Origin of the sequence: Paenibacillus sp. FSL R7-0297, from assembly GCF_038009025.1 — a bacterium.
Lineage (GTDB): Bacteria > Bacillota > Bacilli > Paenibacillales > Paenibacillaceae > Paenibacillus_AQ.
On sequence record NZ_JBBPAQ010000001.1, the window covers coordinates 5,035,951 to 5,053,327 of the forward strand.

Annotated in this window: 15 protein-coding genes; 4 read left to right on the forward strand and 11 right to left on the reverse strand. The window is 51.8% G+C overall.

Annotated features, from left to right (window positions below; all coding sequences use genetic code 11):
* Nucleotides 1–13: 13 nt before the first annotated feature.
* Nucleotides 14–3,016, reverse strand: coding sequence for a glycosyl hydrolase (locus MKZ24_RS21965; protein WP_340786442.1), 3,003 nt, complete (start codon nt 3,014–3,016; stop codon nt 14–16).
* Nucleotides 3,017–3,174: 158 nt separating this feature from the next.
* The gene (locus MKZ24_RS21970) at nt 3,175–5,427 is read right to left on the reverse strand and encodes a hypothetical protein (RefSeq protein ID WP_340786445.1); all 2,253 of its coding nucleotides are present in this window, start codon (nt 5,425–5,427) and stop codon (nt 3,175–3,177) included.
* Nucleotides 5,428–5,789: 362 nt separating this feature from the next.
* On the opposite strand from MKZ24_RS21970, the gene MKZ24_RS21975 reads away from it, so the two are divergent.
* A complete protein-coding gene (locus MKZ24_RS21975; RefSeq protein ID WP_340786447.1) occupies nt 5,790–6,491 on the forward strand; it encodes an HAD family hydrolase in 702 nt (233 codons plus the stop codon).
* Nucleotides 6,492–6,842: 351 nt separating this feature from the next.
* On the opposite strand, the gene MKZ24_RS21980 is transcribed toward MKZ24_RS21975, so the two are convergent.
* The gene (locus MKZ24_RS21980; protein WP_340786450.1) at nt 6,843–7,142 is read right to left on the reverse strand and encodes a putative quinol monooxygenase; all 300 of its coding nucleotides are present in this window, start codon (nt 7,140–7,142) and stop codon (nt 6,843–6,845) included.
* Nucleotides 7,143–7,231: 89 nt separating this feature from the next.
* On the reverse strand, nt 7,232–8,242 hold the full coding sequence (locus MKZ24_RS21985; protein ID WP_042236245.1) for an NADP-dependent oxidoreductase: 1,011 nt from the start codon (nt 8,240–8,242) through the stop codon (nt 7,232–7,234).
* A 119-nt stretch (nt 8,243–8,361) separates the two neighbouring features.
* Between MKZ24_RS21985 and MKZ24_RS21990 the strand changes: the two genes are divergently transcribed.
* A complete protein-coding gene (locus MKZ24_RS21990; protein ID WP_039292705.1) occupies nt 8,362–8,931 on the forward strand; it encodes a TetR/AcrR family transcriptional regulator in 570 nt (189 codons plus the stop codon).
* Between the two features lie 219 nt (nt 8,932–9,150).
* Here the strand turns inward: MKZ24_RS21990 and MKZ24_RS21995 are convergent, their stop codons facing one another.
* From MKZ24_RS21995 to MKZ24_RS22020, 6 genes are all read right to left on the reverse strand, one after another.
* A complete protein-coding gene (locus tag MKZ24_RS21995) occupies nt 9,151–9,828 on the reverse strand; it encodes an ABC transporter ATP-binding protein (RefSeq protein ID WP_042236243.1) in 678 nt (225 codons plus the stop codon).
* Entirely contained in the window at nt 9,825–10,952 is a 1,128-nt protein-coding gene (locus MKZ24_RS22000) for an ABC transporter permease (RefSeq protein ID WP_042236240.1), read from the reverse strand. Before MKZ24_RS22000 ends, MKZ24_RS21995 begins: the two co-directional genes overlap by 4 nt.
* A gap of 117 nt (nt 10,953–11,069) precedes the next feature.
* A complete protein-coding gene (locus MKZ24_RS22005; RefSeq protein ID WP_340786458.1) occupies nt 11,070–12,455 on the reverse strand; it encodes a sensor histidine kinase in 1,386 nt (461 codons plus the stop codon).
* Nucleotides 12,452–13,129, reverse strand: a complete 678-nt coding sequence (locus MKZ24_RS22010) for a response regulator transcription factor (RefSeq protein WP_039292716.1) — start codon at nt 13,127–13,129, stop codon at nt 12,452–12,454. Before MKZ24_RS22010 ends, MKZ24_RS22005 begins: the two co-directional genes overlap by 4 nt.
* 72 nt (nt 13,130–13,201) lie before the next feature.
* Nucleotides 13,202–14,035 carry an NAD(P)H-binding protein gene (locus MKZ24_RS22015; protein WP_340786463.1) on the reverse strand — a complete coding sequence of 278 codons (834 nt, stop codon included), beginning with the start codon at nt 14,033–14,035 and terminating at the stop codon, nt 13,202–13,204.
* A 2-nt stretch (nt 14,036–14,037) separates the two neighbouring features.
* A complete protein-coding gene (locus MKZ24_RS22020; RefSeq protein ID WP_331281918.1) occupies nt 14,038–14,592 on the reverse strand; it encodes a MarR family winged helix-turn-helix transcriptional regulator in 555 nt (184 codons plus the stop codon).
* Between the two features lie 426 nt (nt 14,593–15,018).
* Between MKZ24_RS22020 and MKZ24_RS22025 the strand changes: the two genes are divergently transcribed.
* Both MKZ24_RS22025 and MKZ24_RS22030 read left to right on the forward strand, forming a co-directional pair.
* Nucleotides 15,019–15,333, forward strand: coding sequence for a helix-turn-helix domain-containing protein (locus MKZ24_RS22025; protein ID WP_052415919.1), 315 nt, complete (start codon nt 15,019–15,021; stop codon nt 15,331–15,333).
* Nucleotides 15,334–15,338: 5 nt separating this feature from the next.
* Nucleotides 15,339–16,271, forward strand: a complete 933-nt coding sequence (locus tag MKZ24_RS22030; RefSeq protein ID WP_081956614.1) for an IS3 family transposase — start codon at nt 15,339–15,341, stop codon at nt 16,269–16,271.
* 186 nt (nt 16,272–16,457) lie between these two features.
* Here MKZ24_RS22030 and MKZ24_RS22035 read toward each other — a convergent pair whose 3' ends face one another.
* Nucleotides 16,458–17,357 carry an IS3 family transposase gene (locus tag MKZ24_RS22035; RefSeq protein WP_052416376.1) on the reverse strand — a complete coding sequence of 300 codons (900 nt, stop codon included), beginning with the start codon at nt 17,355–17,357 and terminating at the stop codon, nt 16,458–16,460.
* Nucleotides 17,358–17,377 lie beyond the last annotated feature (20 nt).

Sequence of the window (17,377 nt, forward strand, 5' to 3'; positions counted from 1 at the left end):
AGTTACAGTGGGCTTATTCTTCCTCCACGGGCAGTTTGATAGCTTTTACATCGTCTATATACAGTGTTCCGCTTCCCTGTGTCCCGCTGCCTTGGGCAATATAGAAGGCGAACTCTTTAATGGAACCCAGATCAATGACGCCGTTGCCGCCGGTAGACCAGCCGGGCCGCAGGAATTCGGTAAAGGGAATACTTACAAGCACTGGCGATGTGCCTTGGACCGGAATACTCGCTTCCCATACCTCACCGTTCGTCTCATGAAACTGAACTGCAAGCTGCCGGTTCGAGCCATCCGGCTGCAGCCAGAAGGAAATGGCTTCCATCCCCGGCCATTCCTTGCCCATGCTGCGGTAGACTCCCGCATAGCCGGGATTGCCAACCGTATAGTCCAGCTTAAGCCCGTAGATGCCGCTGTTCAGATGGTAAGTGTCCAGCGTCACCGTCGCCAGGTTGCCGGAGACATTCCGCTGCCATTTGGCACGCAGGCTGCTGTTCGAGCTGCCGTACTGCTCGAAATCATCAATGAGATAACTGTCCGCAGGCGGCGGAACATACGGGCCATTGCCTGTTTCGCCGTTATGGAGCGCACGCGGATTGCTATAGAGTGCTTGAATGGCACTGAGTGAATTTTTGTCGGTCAAATATTGCGACCAGGTCATGAAATACGCATACCGGGGCTGCTTCTCCATCAGCATATCCATGTCCGGGAGCTCCCCGTTCTCCCCGATAGCAATCGGTCTGCCGCCGCTAAGCTGCACAAGCTTGTTGTAATACGTATCCCGGTAATCGTTGTTATAGATATCCATCGCCAGCACATCAACGGCATCATGACCGGGATAATAAGGAGCAGAATCATAGGCCCATGAGCTCTCAGCATTCGGGCTCCATACCCAGATCAGATTATCCAGACCATGCAGATGGGTGTAACGGTCGTACAAATTGTCCCACAGCTGCCTGAACAGCTCCGGCCGCGCGCCCCACCAGAAGAATTCGGCATTCATCTCATGATACGGCCGCCACAGCACCGGAATGCCTTCGTCTCTCAGCTGGGCAAGATATCCTGCAACTTCATCCACTTGAGCAGCCCACTGATTGTAGAGTGCAGTCCCCGGAGTAACAATCTCCGCCATCTGAGCTGCTGTTACATCTCCTGTGACACTTTCCCATCCGGCGGTGGCAGAATCCATAGGACGGGGCTCATGATACGTCAGGGTAATAATGCTGCCCGTATGACCTTTGTTGATAGCCTCGTCAATCATGGCCTGGCGCAGGGCGCTGAAATCCCCGCTGGTATAATAGGCGAAATCCGAACCCCAGATTGCCGGATAATATCCGGTCAATTCTGCTGCCGTATCATACCAAAGGGATGGCGCTTCGTAATAGTTATGCTGCCCCGTGTACACAGCATTGCCGACCGTGGCATAGAGCCGGTCCAGAAGGGCCACCGCTTCCTCCGATGCTCCCGGATTCACCGGGAACATCTTGCCGGTAGTGAGCTCAAGTGAACTCGCCGCTGACACTGCCGTCCCTTCGCTGACTGCTGTCACCTTCACCTCATAAAGACTCTCAGGTGACAGACCTTCCAGCTTATAGGCATACAAGGATTGGCCAGGAACATAAGGCACCGTTATATTGCTCCATTCAGTATCCGCCGCCTTTTTGAAGGTAATGCTATAATTCTTCACACCAAAAGGACCCGTAGCTGCCAGCCACTCCAGATCAGCGGATACACCATCTGTACGGTTCACGGTAAACCCTGCGGGCGCCCCAGGTGTAAGGTCCTCTGGAAGCTCCGGCAGCTTGCCGATATATACCTGATCCAGGAACTGATCCGTCCCCGTCTGATTCTTTGCTGTCAGCTGCATATATTCGGTGGAACCTGTTGTCCGCAGCTGATTCTCCGAGCGTGCCCATACCATAGCAGTATTTGTGATCAGCGGATGCTCAGATTCAGAGGATTCCTGATAGACACTAAGGCTTACGGTAGATGCTAGCGGGGGTACAGCTGCTGACCTGGTCCAGTAGGAAACCAGATAAGAGTCTTCCCCGTATACAGGAATCTCCTCGCTTCTGATTGCCGAATTGTCCGTCAACCGCGCCGCATATTGTCCAGCGTATGTTCCGTAGGTTGTTGTCTGCACTGTTCCCGTTTCGGTCCACGGGCTGATCGAAGCCGTTTCGAAACCGCCATTAGTTAGCAGATTCACGCCCGGCGTTGCCTCCATGCCCATCACAGCACCGGATGTATTGCCGGCCGTATCTCTGGAACGCAGCATGATAGCGTATACAGAGAACGGATCAAGGTTCTGCAAAGTATAGGTGTACGAGGTAACGGTCTCCTGATGCGGAACCGATAAGGTATTCCAGCCGGAGTCTTCTGTTTTTTTGTAAGACAGCTGGTAAGATTCGACCGCCATATCATCTGTAGAGCCCGCCCAGGTCAGCTTAAGTGAATCCGGCTCATGCTCGGCTAGCCAGGTTCCTGGCGTTGACGGCCGTTCAATATCTACATTCTCCCGGATCACCGCGTCGTCAATGTAATAATCTTTGCTGGTGCTGTTCCAGAACGAGAAGCGGATATACTGCACCCCGGGAGCCGGTGTGTACAGCAGCTGCTTGTACTCCCACTGGGTCGAACCGGAGAAATAGAGATATTGCTTCGTCTGCTGATTGCCGAAGGCATCCAGATCGATCGCCGCACTCGTCACTCCCGTTCCTGCGAATTTGACCCACAAGCCCACCCTGTAGGTTTTACCTTCCTGCACTGCTACGGATGCAGATGCCCCGCCTGTATTCCGCTTCACCTGAAGACTCTTCGCGCCACCATGCTTCTCGGCGGTTGTCACCACCGGACTCCCCCATTTCTCCCACGACACATCTCCCGCTTCGAAGCCGGGATTTCCAAGAAGATTCTCCCCTGCCGAATATGATACCGTTGGCGGCAGGAGAATTGATGCAACAAACAGAGCGAGGGCCAGGCAACCATGCAACCATTTTTTGCTCGTTCGTGCAGCCACTTTATTCAGTCCTCCATTTGAATAGAGCCGGATTATATTCGATGATTACATCGTCCGGCTCATCAAATGTAAGCGTTTTCCTTAAGACTCAACAAGAACCCGCAGCAACGAAAACTGTGTTTCAGCAATGACAACGCAGTTAAAAGCAGCTATTCCCGCTACTGGCTGATTGTCCCGCGGAAAGCACCATTGCCGCAAGTGACGGCAAGCACTTGTCTGACCTCACAATCAAGCGCAATCCCCTTCCAGCGGACAGCTCCAAGCCGGGCATGCTCCCACTCCTCCCAGGTGTCTCCCCCGTCCCGGCTCCAGGACATTTCAGATTCTGTGGAGGTCCGGACCATCGGTTCGCTGGCCGAAATCAGCACATCCTCTCCGTGTTCACCCCGCCCAACACAGAGTGCTGATACATTGAAGAGCTTGCCTGCCATAACCGGAAACAGCTTGTGCCAGCTCTGTCCGCCGTCACTGCTGCGCCATAGCCCTTCCGAAATAAACCCCGCATAGATTGTCCCCGGATTGGAGGGAGAGTACGCCACTGCGCTCAGTATTGAAGCGGGTCCGCCAAGCTGAAAAGGAAGCCCCTCTCCTATGAAATCCCAGGTGTCACCATGGTCTGAGGATTGCCAAATCCCCTCTGTGGCTTCTCCGGCAATTAGCTGTCCTGCCTGATGCGGATTCGTATCCATGAGCTGGTTGGACCCGCAGGCATTCTTGACCTGATAGACTACAACGGACAGCAGCTCGGCTTCAATCCAGCGCTTCTGATGCGGAAGTGTCTCCACATAAGCCGGAGGCCGATAAGCTGTGCGGTCCCATGAAGTGCCGCCGTCCCGTGAGCGGTAGATTCCTGCCCCTGCGCTTATCTCCCCGTCCACATAGGCATAATAGCTTCCCGGCTGATTGCCGTCCTCACGCAAAGCCTGCACGAATAACCCGGGACCCAGTGTTAGAGCTGCTCGGGCACGGTCATCACCATCGCGGTATACAGCGATACAGGCTGTACGGCCGTGGCCGATGAGGCCGTACAGATACAATCCCGGATCTGCTGCAGAAATAACAGCCGCAGAGCTTCCAGAATAGCCGGACAGTCCGGGCAGATTGCGGAACGAGAGACCGCCATCCTCAGTCACCTTCGGGGAATGATCCGCCATGGTGACACAGAACTTGCCGGGCTGCAGCTTATCTGCCACAACCGCTTCCATGCAGGTGGTCTCAAGCCCCTGGAACTGCCCGGCCCGCCAGGTCATTCCGCCATCCCCGCTGTAGGCTACCCCATACCAGTTGCAGAGATAGAGGCGGCCTGGTGTGAAGCGGTCTACGATAATCTTGGAGATCGCCCAGCCGGCAGCTGAAGCCCGTGAACCTCCGTTAAAGCTGTCCATGTATGCCGGAAAGCCGCTTAAATCATTATCGTTGTGATGATGCAGCAGCTTCCACCGCTCCGCGCCATCGTCTGAAACATATAGCGGTATCGGCGGGATGTCCTGCATCTGCGGGCGCAGATCAGGTGCAGTATACCAGCGCTCCGGGATGTGCCAATCCTGGACAAGGGTCCCGTACCGCTGCGCTCCCTTCAGCAGACCTACTCCGGCAGACTGCCAGGTCTGCCCTCCGTCTGCACTGCTCTTGATGCCGCCCCAGATGCAGGCGGCCAGCAGCCGCTGCGGGTCCCGGCTGTCGAATGACAGCCCGGCAAAGCTGGGACCTTCAACCAGCAGCTCCCACGATTGTCCCGAGTCACGGCTGAGATACAGCCTGCCCGCCTTCCCCCGCGGGCGGTCCTGCAGCAGCCCTAATATGCCGTACTCCCCCGGATCGGCATAATCCATATTCAGCTCCTCATCGCTGATCGTTCCGGCATATAACATGCCCGGCTGATCCGGGTGAAAAGCGACACACCCGAAACGCTCCCCCGGGAGGCTGCTCTGCTCCCAGCTCTCTCCTTCATCCCTGCTGATCCAGAGTCCGCCGGTATACCCGCCGGCCGCTACAATACTGGGATGAAAGGGATCTACGGCAATGACCTCCCCGTACATCCGGGTCGGCCCGTTGCCGTAGAAGCCCATCCCGCCGCAGACCTCATACCAGTTGTTCCCTCCATCTGCTGATTTATGCACCGCGCCGTAGAAGGTCCGGCTCCTCACTTCGCCGCAGCAGCGGAACATCACCTCCGGATGATGACAGCTAATGGCAAAGCTCTGCACCTGGTGATGGTAAGCCTGGGTCAGCCCCCTGTTCAAGGTCTCCCAGCTCTCCCCGCCATCACTGCTGCGGAAGACGCCGGCCACATCACAGCGGGCATATAATACACGGTTGTCCGCCGGATGCTGCAGCAAGCCGGTAATATATCCGCCTCCACCCAGCGCTGCCGGCAGCAAGACACCCGGCAGATTCAATGAATTTCCCATGTCAGCTTCTTCCCCCTCGCTTCAGTTCCTTTAAGCATAACTTGGAGCTGACCAGAGCGGCATCCCCGGCAGCAACGAAATCTACCGCTGAACAAAGAATGTGAATGGCAGTACAAAGCTGCGGCTTCTTTTCTAAATTCATAATTGCCTAAATCAGGACAAAGTGGCCGTACTGTATTCAAGAATAAAGTATTCGTCTGACCGGGTTTCATCAAGCTAACGGGCAGTATACTTTCGTAAGCAGGCAGGCTATATGCCTCAATGAGAATCTAAAATAGGAAATAAGCACAGATTAAATTCTCTTTTACAAAAGGTTTTTTACCATTATCATTTCATAAAAAGATAAAGTAGGGGGATTTGAAATGACTATAATAAAACCTGTTCGCGGTATATTTTTTGACCTTGGTTGGACAATTTTCCGTCCAGCAACAGGTGATTGGAGAATAACAGTAAAAGCTTTGGAATATATAAATCCACAAATTCTATGGTCAATACCACAAGATAAACTTAATACTGTAATTTCAAAAGCAAATGAATACGTTAAAAATGAAATTTACAAAACTGAAAATGAGGAGCTTGAAAGGTATATTAATTACTATAAAACGATTGCAGAAATGTTACCAGAAATCGATATTACATACGAACAAGCTGAAATTATTGCATATGATAGAGTGTATAACGATTCTAATTACGTTTTTTTTGATAATACAAAGAAGACAATTCGAGGTCTGAAAGAAAAGTATAAGATTGGAGTTATTTCAGATACTGACCCATCAATTAAAAGGGTCTTAAAAAATGCAGGTATATATGATTATTTTGATACTATGACACTTAGTTTTGAACTTGGAGAAACTAAGCCAAGTCTTGGCATGTTTAGACACGCACTTGAGGCTATGAATTTGCCAGCAATAGAAACAGTATTTATCGATGATTATGAAAAGAACTTAGATAGTGCATCAACCTTGGGTATTCAATCAATTTTAATCCTTTCAAGACCAAACTCTGATGAAACTACAAAACATCTAAACATTAAGAAGTTTTCCGATTTGTTGTTATATTTATAAAATTAGAAATTGATTTAACATTGTATTATATGCACACGTACATTGATCTTATGTAATTCCGCTGACGGGAACGATAGCGCTATGACAATAGGCAGGCGAAATCATTAGATGCCTATTAAGCTAACGGGCAGTTTCGTTTAAGGAGCCGATACATTATTAATACAAAGCAGAAGGATCCGCCGCAGCGGATCCTTCTTACTTCTGTTGCCAAGAACAGCTCAAATCTCTTTTAGTAGTGGAAAATGAAACTAGTGCCCGCAATTGGATAACAAAAGCCGAATGAGTGGGAAACTTCACGTTCTGATCTTTTCTGTTAGAGATTGGGGGAGTCCCCCGGTCTAAACAACTTTTTCACTCCATAAATGAGCGCTCGTTCGAGACGTCGTATTTTAGAATGTCCATTGTCATCTTGTTCCCCCACTTTTTCAAAAACGGCGCTGACTCATGTCTTTCAACATGGGCCGTCAGCGATTCTTGATCTTGCCACCGCTGGACAGTCAGCATACGTCCGGTGCGTGCATCTTCCAAAGTAAAGGCATAAAACAGGCATCCCTTTTCAGCTCTCGTGCTGGAAACAACGGCCTGAACTTCTGCAGTGAACTCATTCACATCAGATGGATCTAGGTGAGCGTAACCCATGAGTATCATCATTGCTGTTCATCCTTTTCTTAAGTGAGTAAATTGCTTCAGAACTAATTCTAATTCTGCTAGGAGAGTGATAATCGTTCGAGCTGCCGTCCTTACACGATCGTGAGCACGATTTTGCCTTGAATGTGTCCACCGGATACCCGCTCATGCGCCTTGCGAGCATCGGAGAGTGGGAATGTACTATCAATGGCGACGCGAACCGTCCCCGCGTCGAGTAAGCGTCCTAATTCCGCCAGTTGCGGACCATTGGAGCGCACCTGGGTCATTGATACCGTGATGCCCAGTTTCGCGGCTTCCTCAGCGTCAGAGAAGCCTATGAATACCGGGAACAAAGCTCCGCCTCGCTTGAGCGTGCGCAAGAATCGACCGGTTGTTGGACCACCAAGGGTATCGAGGACGAGATCAACGTCTTTGGCGATATCCTCAGGAGAGTTTTTGGTATAATCAATGAATTCGTCAGCACCAAGCCCGCGCAGGAATGACTCATGTTTACCCGATGCGACCGCGATGACATGCGCGCCCTGCCATTTAGCCAGTTGTACCGCTATATGCCCCACGCCGCCCGCAGCGCCATTGATGAGTACCGTCTTGCCCTTAAGCGGCACCGGACGATGCGGCTCCGGTTGAAACGGATTAACTTCACTATGCCCCAGCTCAATCAGGAACTGCCATCCGGTGAGACCTGCCATTGGCGCTCCTGCAGCAAGCACGTGATCGATGCCAGCCGGTTTCAGCGCAAGATCTGATGCTGGTGCGGTGACGTACTCGGCATAAGCAGTGCTCTCCCCCATACTAGGAAAACGAACCATACCGAAAACTTCATCGCCGACGGAGAAGCCATGCACATCCGTAGCTACCGCCTCGACGACGCCCGACACGTCCGACCCCAGAATCAAGGGAAAGGACACCGCTGGCTGCCACTCAGGAGGAAGATCCTTATACCCTTCGCGCAAATACCAGTCAGGCGGATTGATGCCAACCGCGTGAACGCGGACCAGCACCTCACCTGGTTTCAGCTCGGGAAAAGGCGCCTCCTCGTAACGCAGTACCTCTGGGCCGCCGAATTCATACTGACGAATTGCTTTCATTGTATCTTTAGACATCTGGCTTTCTCCCTTCATGCAAATGAGTTATACTTACCAGAGCAGCGCTCCGTTTAAACGGATCACCGTTCCGCTTATGATTATACGGAGCACTGCTCCTATTGTCAAGGGGGATAACTATGCGATCCGATGCAAAGAAAAACTATGAGCACATACTGACAATCGCGAACGTCGTTGTAACTGAGCACGGCGCCGATGCCTCGCTGCGCGATATCGCACGCAGAGCTGGTGTCGGGCTCGGCACACTATATCGTCATTTTCCGACCAGAGAGGCGCTACTTGATACATTGCTCCGTGCAGGTTTCGACGAGTTGACCGTAAAGGCATGTGAGCTCGAGACTGCGGATTCACCCGGTGATGCACTTGTGTCTTGGCTACGTGAGGTCGTTACATTCACTGGGATCTATCAGGGTGTTGTGACAGTTATGGTTGAGGCTATGGAGGACACGGAGTCCGCACTCCACGCTTCGTGCGTCACGTTACGAGAGGCAGGTGCACGGCTTCTCGTTCGCGCTCAGTCCAGGGGACTTGCGCGTACCGACATGAACGGTGATGACCTGTTCGCGCTAGCTGCTGCACTTGCGTGGCTCGGCGACCAGCCCTCGTCAGTGCCACGAGCTGAGCATGTTTTTAGTATTATTGTGAGCGCAATTCTAACGAATGGAGCGAGCAGCGATTTCAAGGCATAGCTGCGAACTTAGGGCAGGTTGGACCCATAGTGGAGGTTAGTTAAACAACAACAGCGGCAGAAGAAGACTTTATCTATGCAGTCTTCTTCTACCGCTGCTTCATTTTATGGATCGTCTAAAACTTATTTGTCCACAACTGATGTACATCATCTTCCTAACTAACAAAAAAACTGAACCCCGTCCCCGGGATTCAGTCTCACTATCCACTCAAATCATAACCTAGGCTTGAACCAGCACGCCATCCTCCAGATGAAGCACACGGTCGCACCACTCCAGCATGCGGTCATCGTGGGTTACCATGACAGCTGCCTTGCCTTCGCTCCGCACCTCATCGGCGATCATCCGCACTACTTCTCTGCCGCGGCTGTAATCCAGACTCGCTGTCGGCTCATCTGCGAACAGGATAGCCGGTTTGTTCATCCACGCCCGGGCAATGGCCACACGCTGCTTCTCACCGCCGGACAACTGCTCGGGATACTGATTGCGCCGCTCCCAGATTTCCAGACGCTTCAGCAGATAGGTTGCCCGAACCTTGGCTTCCTTCGTGGTGAGCTTGGCCAGCTTGGCAACATAGAGCAGCTGTTCCTCCACCTTCAGGAAAGGCAGCAGCTGTGCGCTCTGGAACATGAACCCGATCTTTTGCAGCCTCAGCTCCGTCAAAGCCCCTTTGTCTTTGTCACGCAGTGATTCACCATCGATGAAGATTTCCCCGCTTGTTGGGGTGAGCAGAGCACCGGCGGCAGAGAGAAAAGTGCTTTTGCCGGACCCTGAAGGACCCAGTACCGCTACGAATTCACCTTCGTTTACCGTAAAATCCAGGTTATTCAGAACAGTCATTGCCCCGTCTCCGTCCCCGTAGGTTTTGGTCACTTGCTTCATGATTAATTTGGCGCTCATGCTCCAGTCCTCCCTATCGCTTCCAAGGCATCCACCTTGGCTACTCTTGCTACAGATATCAGTGAACCCAGCAGTGACATTCCGATGAACAGCAGGCTGGTCAGAATCATCGTCTGCCCGTCCAGCTGGAACGGCATCGCATCCGGCAGCCCCATATTCATTCCGAACGTAAGCAGCAGGCTCAGTGCCAGACTGGCTACAGACAGAATCAGGACTTGGCCGACCACGCTCCAGGCTAAATAGGACATTTTGGTACCCATTGCCTTAAGAATACCGAACTGGCTGGTCTTCTGGATTGTGATGACGTAGAAGAATACGGCAAGTACAACTGCAGCAATAATGAACAGGAAGGCTATCATCATAAGCAGAGAATTCTGTTCAGCCGCATATCCGGGGACACTGGAAATCGCCTGTTTCTGGGTAATCACCTCTACCGCCTGCTGCTGTCCGGCAATTTCAGATGCCTGTGCAGAAGATACTTTTAGCGCAATAACGTTGTAAGGAGCATCACTTGAATTACTTGAACTGCTGCCGCTCTGGACCGCCCCTTGCTTCATGGCCTGCCAATCCAGCTGGTTAATATATACCACCGGCGTATGGCTGTAAGAGCTGTCTTTCACAAAACCGCTAACCGTCCAGCTCATGCCCGTTGCCTGATCACTGATTGTACTGCCGATCGTGACACCGGACTCTTCCAGCTTCGAATCTACCACGGCACTCCCTTGAACTTCATTGGTGATTCCAGCACCATCCTTCACTTCAGGAGCCAGCATCCCCGCCATATCTACGGCAAAAAAAGTAATGTCCGCCTTCACATCCGCATCGGCAGCAGTAATAGTACTGGTCTGCACGCCAAGCGGAGTTGCCTTCGCCTCCCCGGCTACCGCACGGGCTGCTGCAAGCTCCGAATCGCCTAATTGTGAACGTCTAAACGTATGGTCAGCGTCGCTCTGCACGACAAAATAATTCGCAGGCATATTCTCCAGTGCCGAGATATTTGCATAGGCAAGTCCTCTGGCCAGGCCCGTTACGAACAGGACCAGAAACGAAACCAGCAGCATAATCACCATTATGAGGCTGTAGCGTGCTTTGGAATGCCTCATCTCCCGTAAAGCCAAAAACATATAACCACTCCTTCTAATCTGTATATCCACAGTTTAGAGGATGAAAATGAACGGAGTATGAATAAAGAATTACATTATACAGATTGAACAATAGTTCATCTGTTACTATACGTCTGCTCACTCTGAATAGTGGCTGGGCAAAGTGACAGTAAAAGTGGTGCCCTCTCCAACTGTACTTGCCACCTCGATTGTACCGTTATGCGCCTGGATAATCTTCTGTGCAATGGCCAGCCCCAGCCCGCTGCTGTTGCTGTCACGGGTGCGCGCCTGATCCACTTTGTAGAACCGGTCGAAGATCATCGGCAGCTGCTCCGCAGGAATCCCTTCACCGTTATCCGTCACCGTTACAGTACACGTATGATCGTCTGCACGTGCTGCAATGCTGATTGTGCCGCCCGCCGGAGTGTACTTCACGGCATTCGAGACCAGGTTCATCCATACCTGATAGAGCAGGTTAGGGTCGCCTTCCAGTGTGATTTCAGCTACGTGCAGCCGGACCGCAAGCTCCTTCTCAGTAAGATGCCATTCCATAATCTGCATGACCTGGCGGAGCTGGGCACGGAGGTCGAAGCTTCGCTTCTGCAGCGCATGTTCTTCATAGTCAAGTGAAGATAACGTGAGCAGCTGCTTGCTGAGCACGGATAGCCGGCGGCTCTCTTCATCAATGATCGACAGGTACTCCAGCCTCTGGGGTTCGGGCAGCGCACCGTCTTTGAGCGCATGGGCAAAACCCTGGATGGAAGTCAGCGGAGATTCAATTTCATGTGAGACATTGGCGACAAATTCCTGACGCGCCCGGTTTGTCCGTTCCAGCTCCCGGCTCATCGTCATGAAATGGGAAGCCAGCTGGCCGATTTCATCGCGCCGGGCGGTATATAACTTGATGTCGTACCTGCCTTTGGATATTTTGAGCGTAGCCTCGGTTAGCCGCGTTATGGGCTTCACCACATGAAATACTGTAATGAGCATGAACCACAGGCTGAATAAGATAATGACACCAATCAGCACGGCAAAAAAGATCCGCAGCTCGCCAAACTGCACCTCAGCATCCGGACGCATGAACAATGCATAGGTCTGTCCGGCGATCTGAACAGGTACACCAATCGAATTACTGAGCTGATTATCGAAGAAGCCGGTGATAAATGCTGAGCTGGGGAAATTACCGACTCCGTGGTAAATGTCCCCAGCCAGTACCTTTTGCAGCGCTCCCTCCTGCAGGTCATTTTTGCGGAAAGGCAGGCCGTAGAATTGTTCATTGCCGTTGTCATTGGACAGATACATCTTGTAGCCTAACGAGGCGGTACTCAGCAGATACTCTTCCGCCGCATCCGGGTGGTCCTGAATGAACTGCTGCAAGCCGATGGCCATTTTGGTCAGCTTGGCATCGTTCTGCGGTTTGATTTTGGCCTGATAATAGAGATTGGAAACGAGGAACCCCAATACACTGCTGATCACTATAACCGAGCAGAACACAATACTCATTCTTACATACAGCGACCTCATGTGTTCACCATGTCAACTTTGTAGCCAATCCCGCGTACGGTGCGGATCGTGAAATCATTCTGGTAGTCACTGAACCGCTGGCGCAGCCGTTTGATATGCACATCCACCGTCCGCTCATCCCCTTCATAATCCGCTCCCCAGACCCGTTCGATCAGCTCACTGCGCGAGAATAGCCGTCCGGGATATTGCGCCAGCTGGGCCAGCAGCTCGAATTCCTTCACCGGCAGCAAAAGCACCTCATTCCCGTCACTGATCTCATAATTCTTTCGGTCAATCACCAGTGAGTTCAGGCGGATTTTATCGTCAGAGGCAATCGAATAGCGGCGGAACAGTGCCTTAATGCGGAACAGCAGCTCCTCCGGTTCAAAAGGCTTGGTCACATAATCATCCGTCCCGCGCAGATACCCCTGCTCCTTGTCGCTGAGCTGCTGGCGGGCCGTCAGGAGGATCACCGGAATATCGTAAGTTTCCCTTATGTACGAGCATAGCTCCAGACCATCCATGTGCGGCATCATCACATCAACCACCGCAAGATCCACTGTCTGCTCCTGCATCAGGGTTACCGCTTCCCGGCCGTCGCCGGCCTCCAGGACATGATACCCCTCTCTCGTCAAGACATGCCGCAGCAGCGTGCGGATATGGACATCATCGTCGGCTACTATAATTTTTTTCAACTGTAAGCTCTCCCTCCGGGCTTGCCGAATTCAATGACATCATACTAGCAACAAACCATTCTTAAGACAAGCCTATGAGCCTTCAGCCGTTCTTGTGAGAAAAGGCATAATGCTCTCCTTCAGCGGTGTGACAGGACGCCCCATTAGCCGTTCCAAGTCTCCTGAAGTGGATGAGGTATCCAGCTTGCTCATAAAAGCATAGATCCAGTGCTGAGCTGCGGCATCCTGACGGTGTACCACGGGCTTCCCGGCAACCCCGGTTAATACTTCAGTCAGATCAACAAAATCCCAGGTATGTGCAGCGGCCAGCTCATAAATAGGATTGCCTGGTTCTCCTTCAAGAAGCACAGCCGCAGCTGCCAGCGCAAGATCTCCACGGGTTACCGAATTGAACTTCCATTCACCCGGAGCGGTAATCAATTCCCCGCTGGACAGAGCTTCCTTCAGCCCCAGCACTCCTACGAAATCAATGTATAAGGCATTGCGCAAAAAGGTATATTCCAGTCCGGAGTCTATAATCGCCTGCTCGGTTAGCGTGTGCACATTGTCCGGCTTGCTCTGCTCAGATCTCTGCCGGGGAAAAGCAAAACCCGTATAGAGAATATGCCCGACACCGCTTCGCTTAGCAGCATCAATGACCCGCTTGTGCTGGATCAGACGTATGCCGTCATCCGTATTCGAGCTGGAGATTAGCAGCAGCCGGGATATCCCGCGAAAAGCTTCGTCCAGCGATTCCGTCACATCGTAATCGGCATAACGGACTTCTACGCCTTGCTCCCGTAGATACGCCGCCTGCTCCAGCTTCCGCACTCCGGCTACAATCTGTTCTGCGGGGATACGGCTGCGCAAATTTTCTATGATCAGACTTCCCAATTGTCCGGTAGCGCCAGTAATCATTATCTTCATTCTTATCTCTCCCTTGTATGTTCGCTCAATTTGTTCAGCAGACCCAGCAGCTGGTGCAGCTCCGTTTCATCCAGACGCTTCATCACGCTGGCAACAGCTTCCCGGTTTCCAGGCAACTGTTCAGACAGCAGGACGCGGCCAGCTTCGGTAATCGAAATCACCGTCTTGCGTCCATCCTTCGCATGATCCGCACGGGAGATATAACCGTCTTTCTCCAGCGGAGTGAGCAGGAGGCTGATATTGGCTTTGGTTACACCGATTCTCTCAGCGAGCAGTGAAGGCAGTATCGCTCCCCCTTGCTTCGCAATCTCTACCAGTACGCGAATTCTTGCCCCGTTCAGCCCTTGAGCCTGCCAGTATTTCTCGGATACGGCTACTGCATGGGCTGTCGCTCCCACCATAGCGAAGAAAACCTCATTGTGGAGCGGCAGCTCCAGCACATACTTTTGCAGTGCATCCATCCGTGCATCCAGCCGATCATTCATTCTTTCACTCATAAGTCCATTCATAGAATCATCCATCAGTCCGTTCAATTGTTCGTCGGCTGGTTTATTCATCCGCTCACCCATTTGATCACCCATTCTATCATTCAAAGTTTTGTCCATATCGCCCTTTATTGAGACATAACGCCTCTTAACGAGACATAACGCCTCTTAACGCTTCTTAAGGTCCCTTAACGATGCAAACTAATTATAGTTAATAGCTTAACTATATTTAAATAGAGAATAACTCAACCAGCTCTTATTGTCAAAATGTTGCATCAGTGCCCCCCGGTAGATGTGGGTTTAAACTAAAAGCCATTTTAATGACACATAGTTTGGGTTTTGATCATACGATTTCAGTACTCGGCTGGTTTAGGCATTCGGTTGGGTATTCATTCGGATCTTGCGCAGGATTACTGGTGATTTCTCCACAGCCCCCTAAAGAAGTTGGAGTCCTCCCCCACAAAAATGTAGACTAGATACAGGAGGAGGATGAACGGAATGGGACACTTAACAGGAACAAGAGAGAAGGCAGCGCAAGAGGTGTTGTCTGGCATTAAGGCGGCGGTGGTTGCTCGAAAGTATGGGGTGACTCCATCAACGGTGAATCAGTGGGTGAGGGATTACCGGGAAGCCCATGGGGAGCAAGATCATCCGTATCCCCAGGACCAGGTGGAGGAACGGAAGCGCCTGCTGGACGTCGAGCAGAAATATGAGAAGGCCGTCAAGATGCTCGGTGAAAAGGAGTTAGAGATTGAGATTCTGCGTGAACTGCTAAAAAAGCCAACCCCTGCTTATCCGAAAAAATCGAGGTAGCCGATATGTTCATTAAGCAGGGGAATACCGCAGCCTTGGTGCTCCGTCTCGTGGGGCTAGCAGAGTCTACGTACTACGACCGTAAGAAACGCAAGAAGCAGGAGGCGCAGGCCGTCCCCCAGGGGCGTGGAAGACCCCTACCCGGCTACTCCCTGACCGAGTCGGGAGAGAAGATTAGCGACGAGCAGATCCAGGAAATGCTCCTGGAACTGGTCGCTGGAGAAGAGCACGTGTACGGGTACAAACTGCTGGCCAAGTGCTTGTGGAACCAGCACGGGCTGAGGCTCAACCACAAGAAAAGCTACCGGCTGTGTCAGGCGCTGGAGATCCTGCAGCCCCAGCGTCAGAAGCGCTTTAAGCATCCCCGGAAGCTGCCGGAGAACCGAGTCATTACCGGAGCGGGCCAGCTCTGGCAGATGGACATTAAATACGGGTATGTGGCGGGCCGGGACCGGCATTTCTTCGTCCTGAGCATTATCGATGTGTTTACCCGGGTTATCGTCGGGTATCACCGAGGATCGTCGTGTGAGGCCAAGCACGCCTGCCAGACGCTGGGACGCGCCATGGAGCAACACTGCGCCCCTGGCAGCGCGCGCCCGGTGATCCGCACCGACAACGGCCCCCAGTTCATCAGCCATCTGTTTGGCGACATGTGTGAAAGCTGGGAGATGACCCATGAACGCATTCCGCCTCGAACGCCGGATTTAAATGCTTTTATTGAATCGTTCCACAGCAATATCGATCGGGATTTGTTCCGCAAAGAGGCCTTCGACACGTTCGAAGAGGCCTATGAAGCCGTGGACCGGTACATGGACTTTTACAATAACCGCAGAATGCATACGAGTCTTCGCAACATGCCGCCAGCTACCTTTGCGGAGTGGGTGCTGACCCTAGAAGACCAGTCCTGCTTCTTCTGGCCGAGAGAAAAAGCGAAATAAAGAGCAAGGCTACGACAAGTACCGATTTTATACGGAGGACTCCGGGATAAGGGGGTCGCACCGATTTAACCGGACTAAGCCCGGATTGTTGTATTAAATGCAAGATTTTTTCTTAATTCACTTGTAAACGGTTCGGCCCCTTAATTATGGAGTCATTCTCTTGAAATCTCTGGTTCTTGCAGTTTCTTAAAGTGAGATGTTTACCTCTGCCACTTGGCCTGCTCTCCATGCCGCATGGTATTGGTTAGGACTCAATCGGTTTAAACTGCCGTGAAAGCGGCGTTCGTTGTAAAATTCAATGTACTCCGTGACAGTCTCGTAGGCTTCTTCAAAGGTTTCAAAGTACATTTTGCTGTAGAGATCTCGTTCTAAAATGCTGTGGAAGGACTCAATATATGCATTCATATTCGGCGTTTTAGGCGGAATCCGTTCATGAATCAAAGGTTCATCCGGGTCCATACACATCTCTGCAAAAGCATGACTGAGAAATTGAGGACCATTGTCTGAGCGAAGAATAGGCCTAGCCCCTCCAGGCTGTATACGGGCCTTCAACGCCTGCTTAATGGTCGTGCAGATCTCCTTTGCACTGCAACTTGCACCCAAGTGGTAGCCGACAATACAGCGGTCAAACACATCAATCATGTCAAAGATAAAAAAGAAGCGGTCGTAGCCATGAATGTATCCGTACTTAATATCTATTTGCCAAAGTTGGTTGGCTCCGGTAACCACGCGGTTTTGGGCAAGCCGTCTTGGATATCTCACTTTCTTGTCAGGTTTCTTTTGGAGCAGCCCTAGCTTTTTACAAAGCCGGTAGGCCTTCTTGTGGTTCAGAATTAAGTCATGCTGGATGTAGAGGGCATGCGCTAAGTTACGGTAACCGTAGCCGTGTTCCTCGCCTGCAACGAGTTCGCTAAGCCATTCTTCGATCTGCTCGTCGCTGACCTTCTGGCCGTCTTTCGTCAACGAATACGCTGGGATCGGTCTTCCGGCTGTCCCTAAGCTTACCGTAGATTTGGTGTTCTCCTTTTGACGCTGTTTGCGGGCATAGTAGGTCGATTCCAGCACACCCACCAGCCGAAGTACCACCGATACCGCATAGCCCCGCT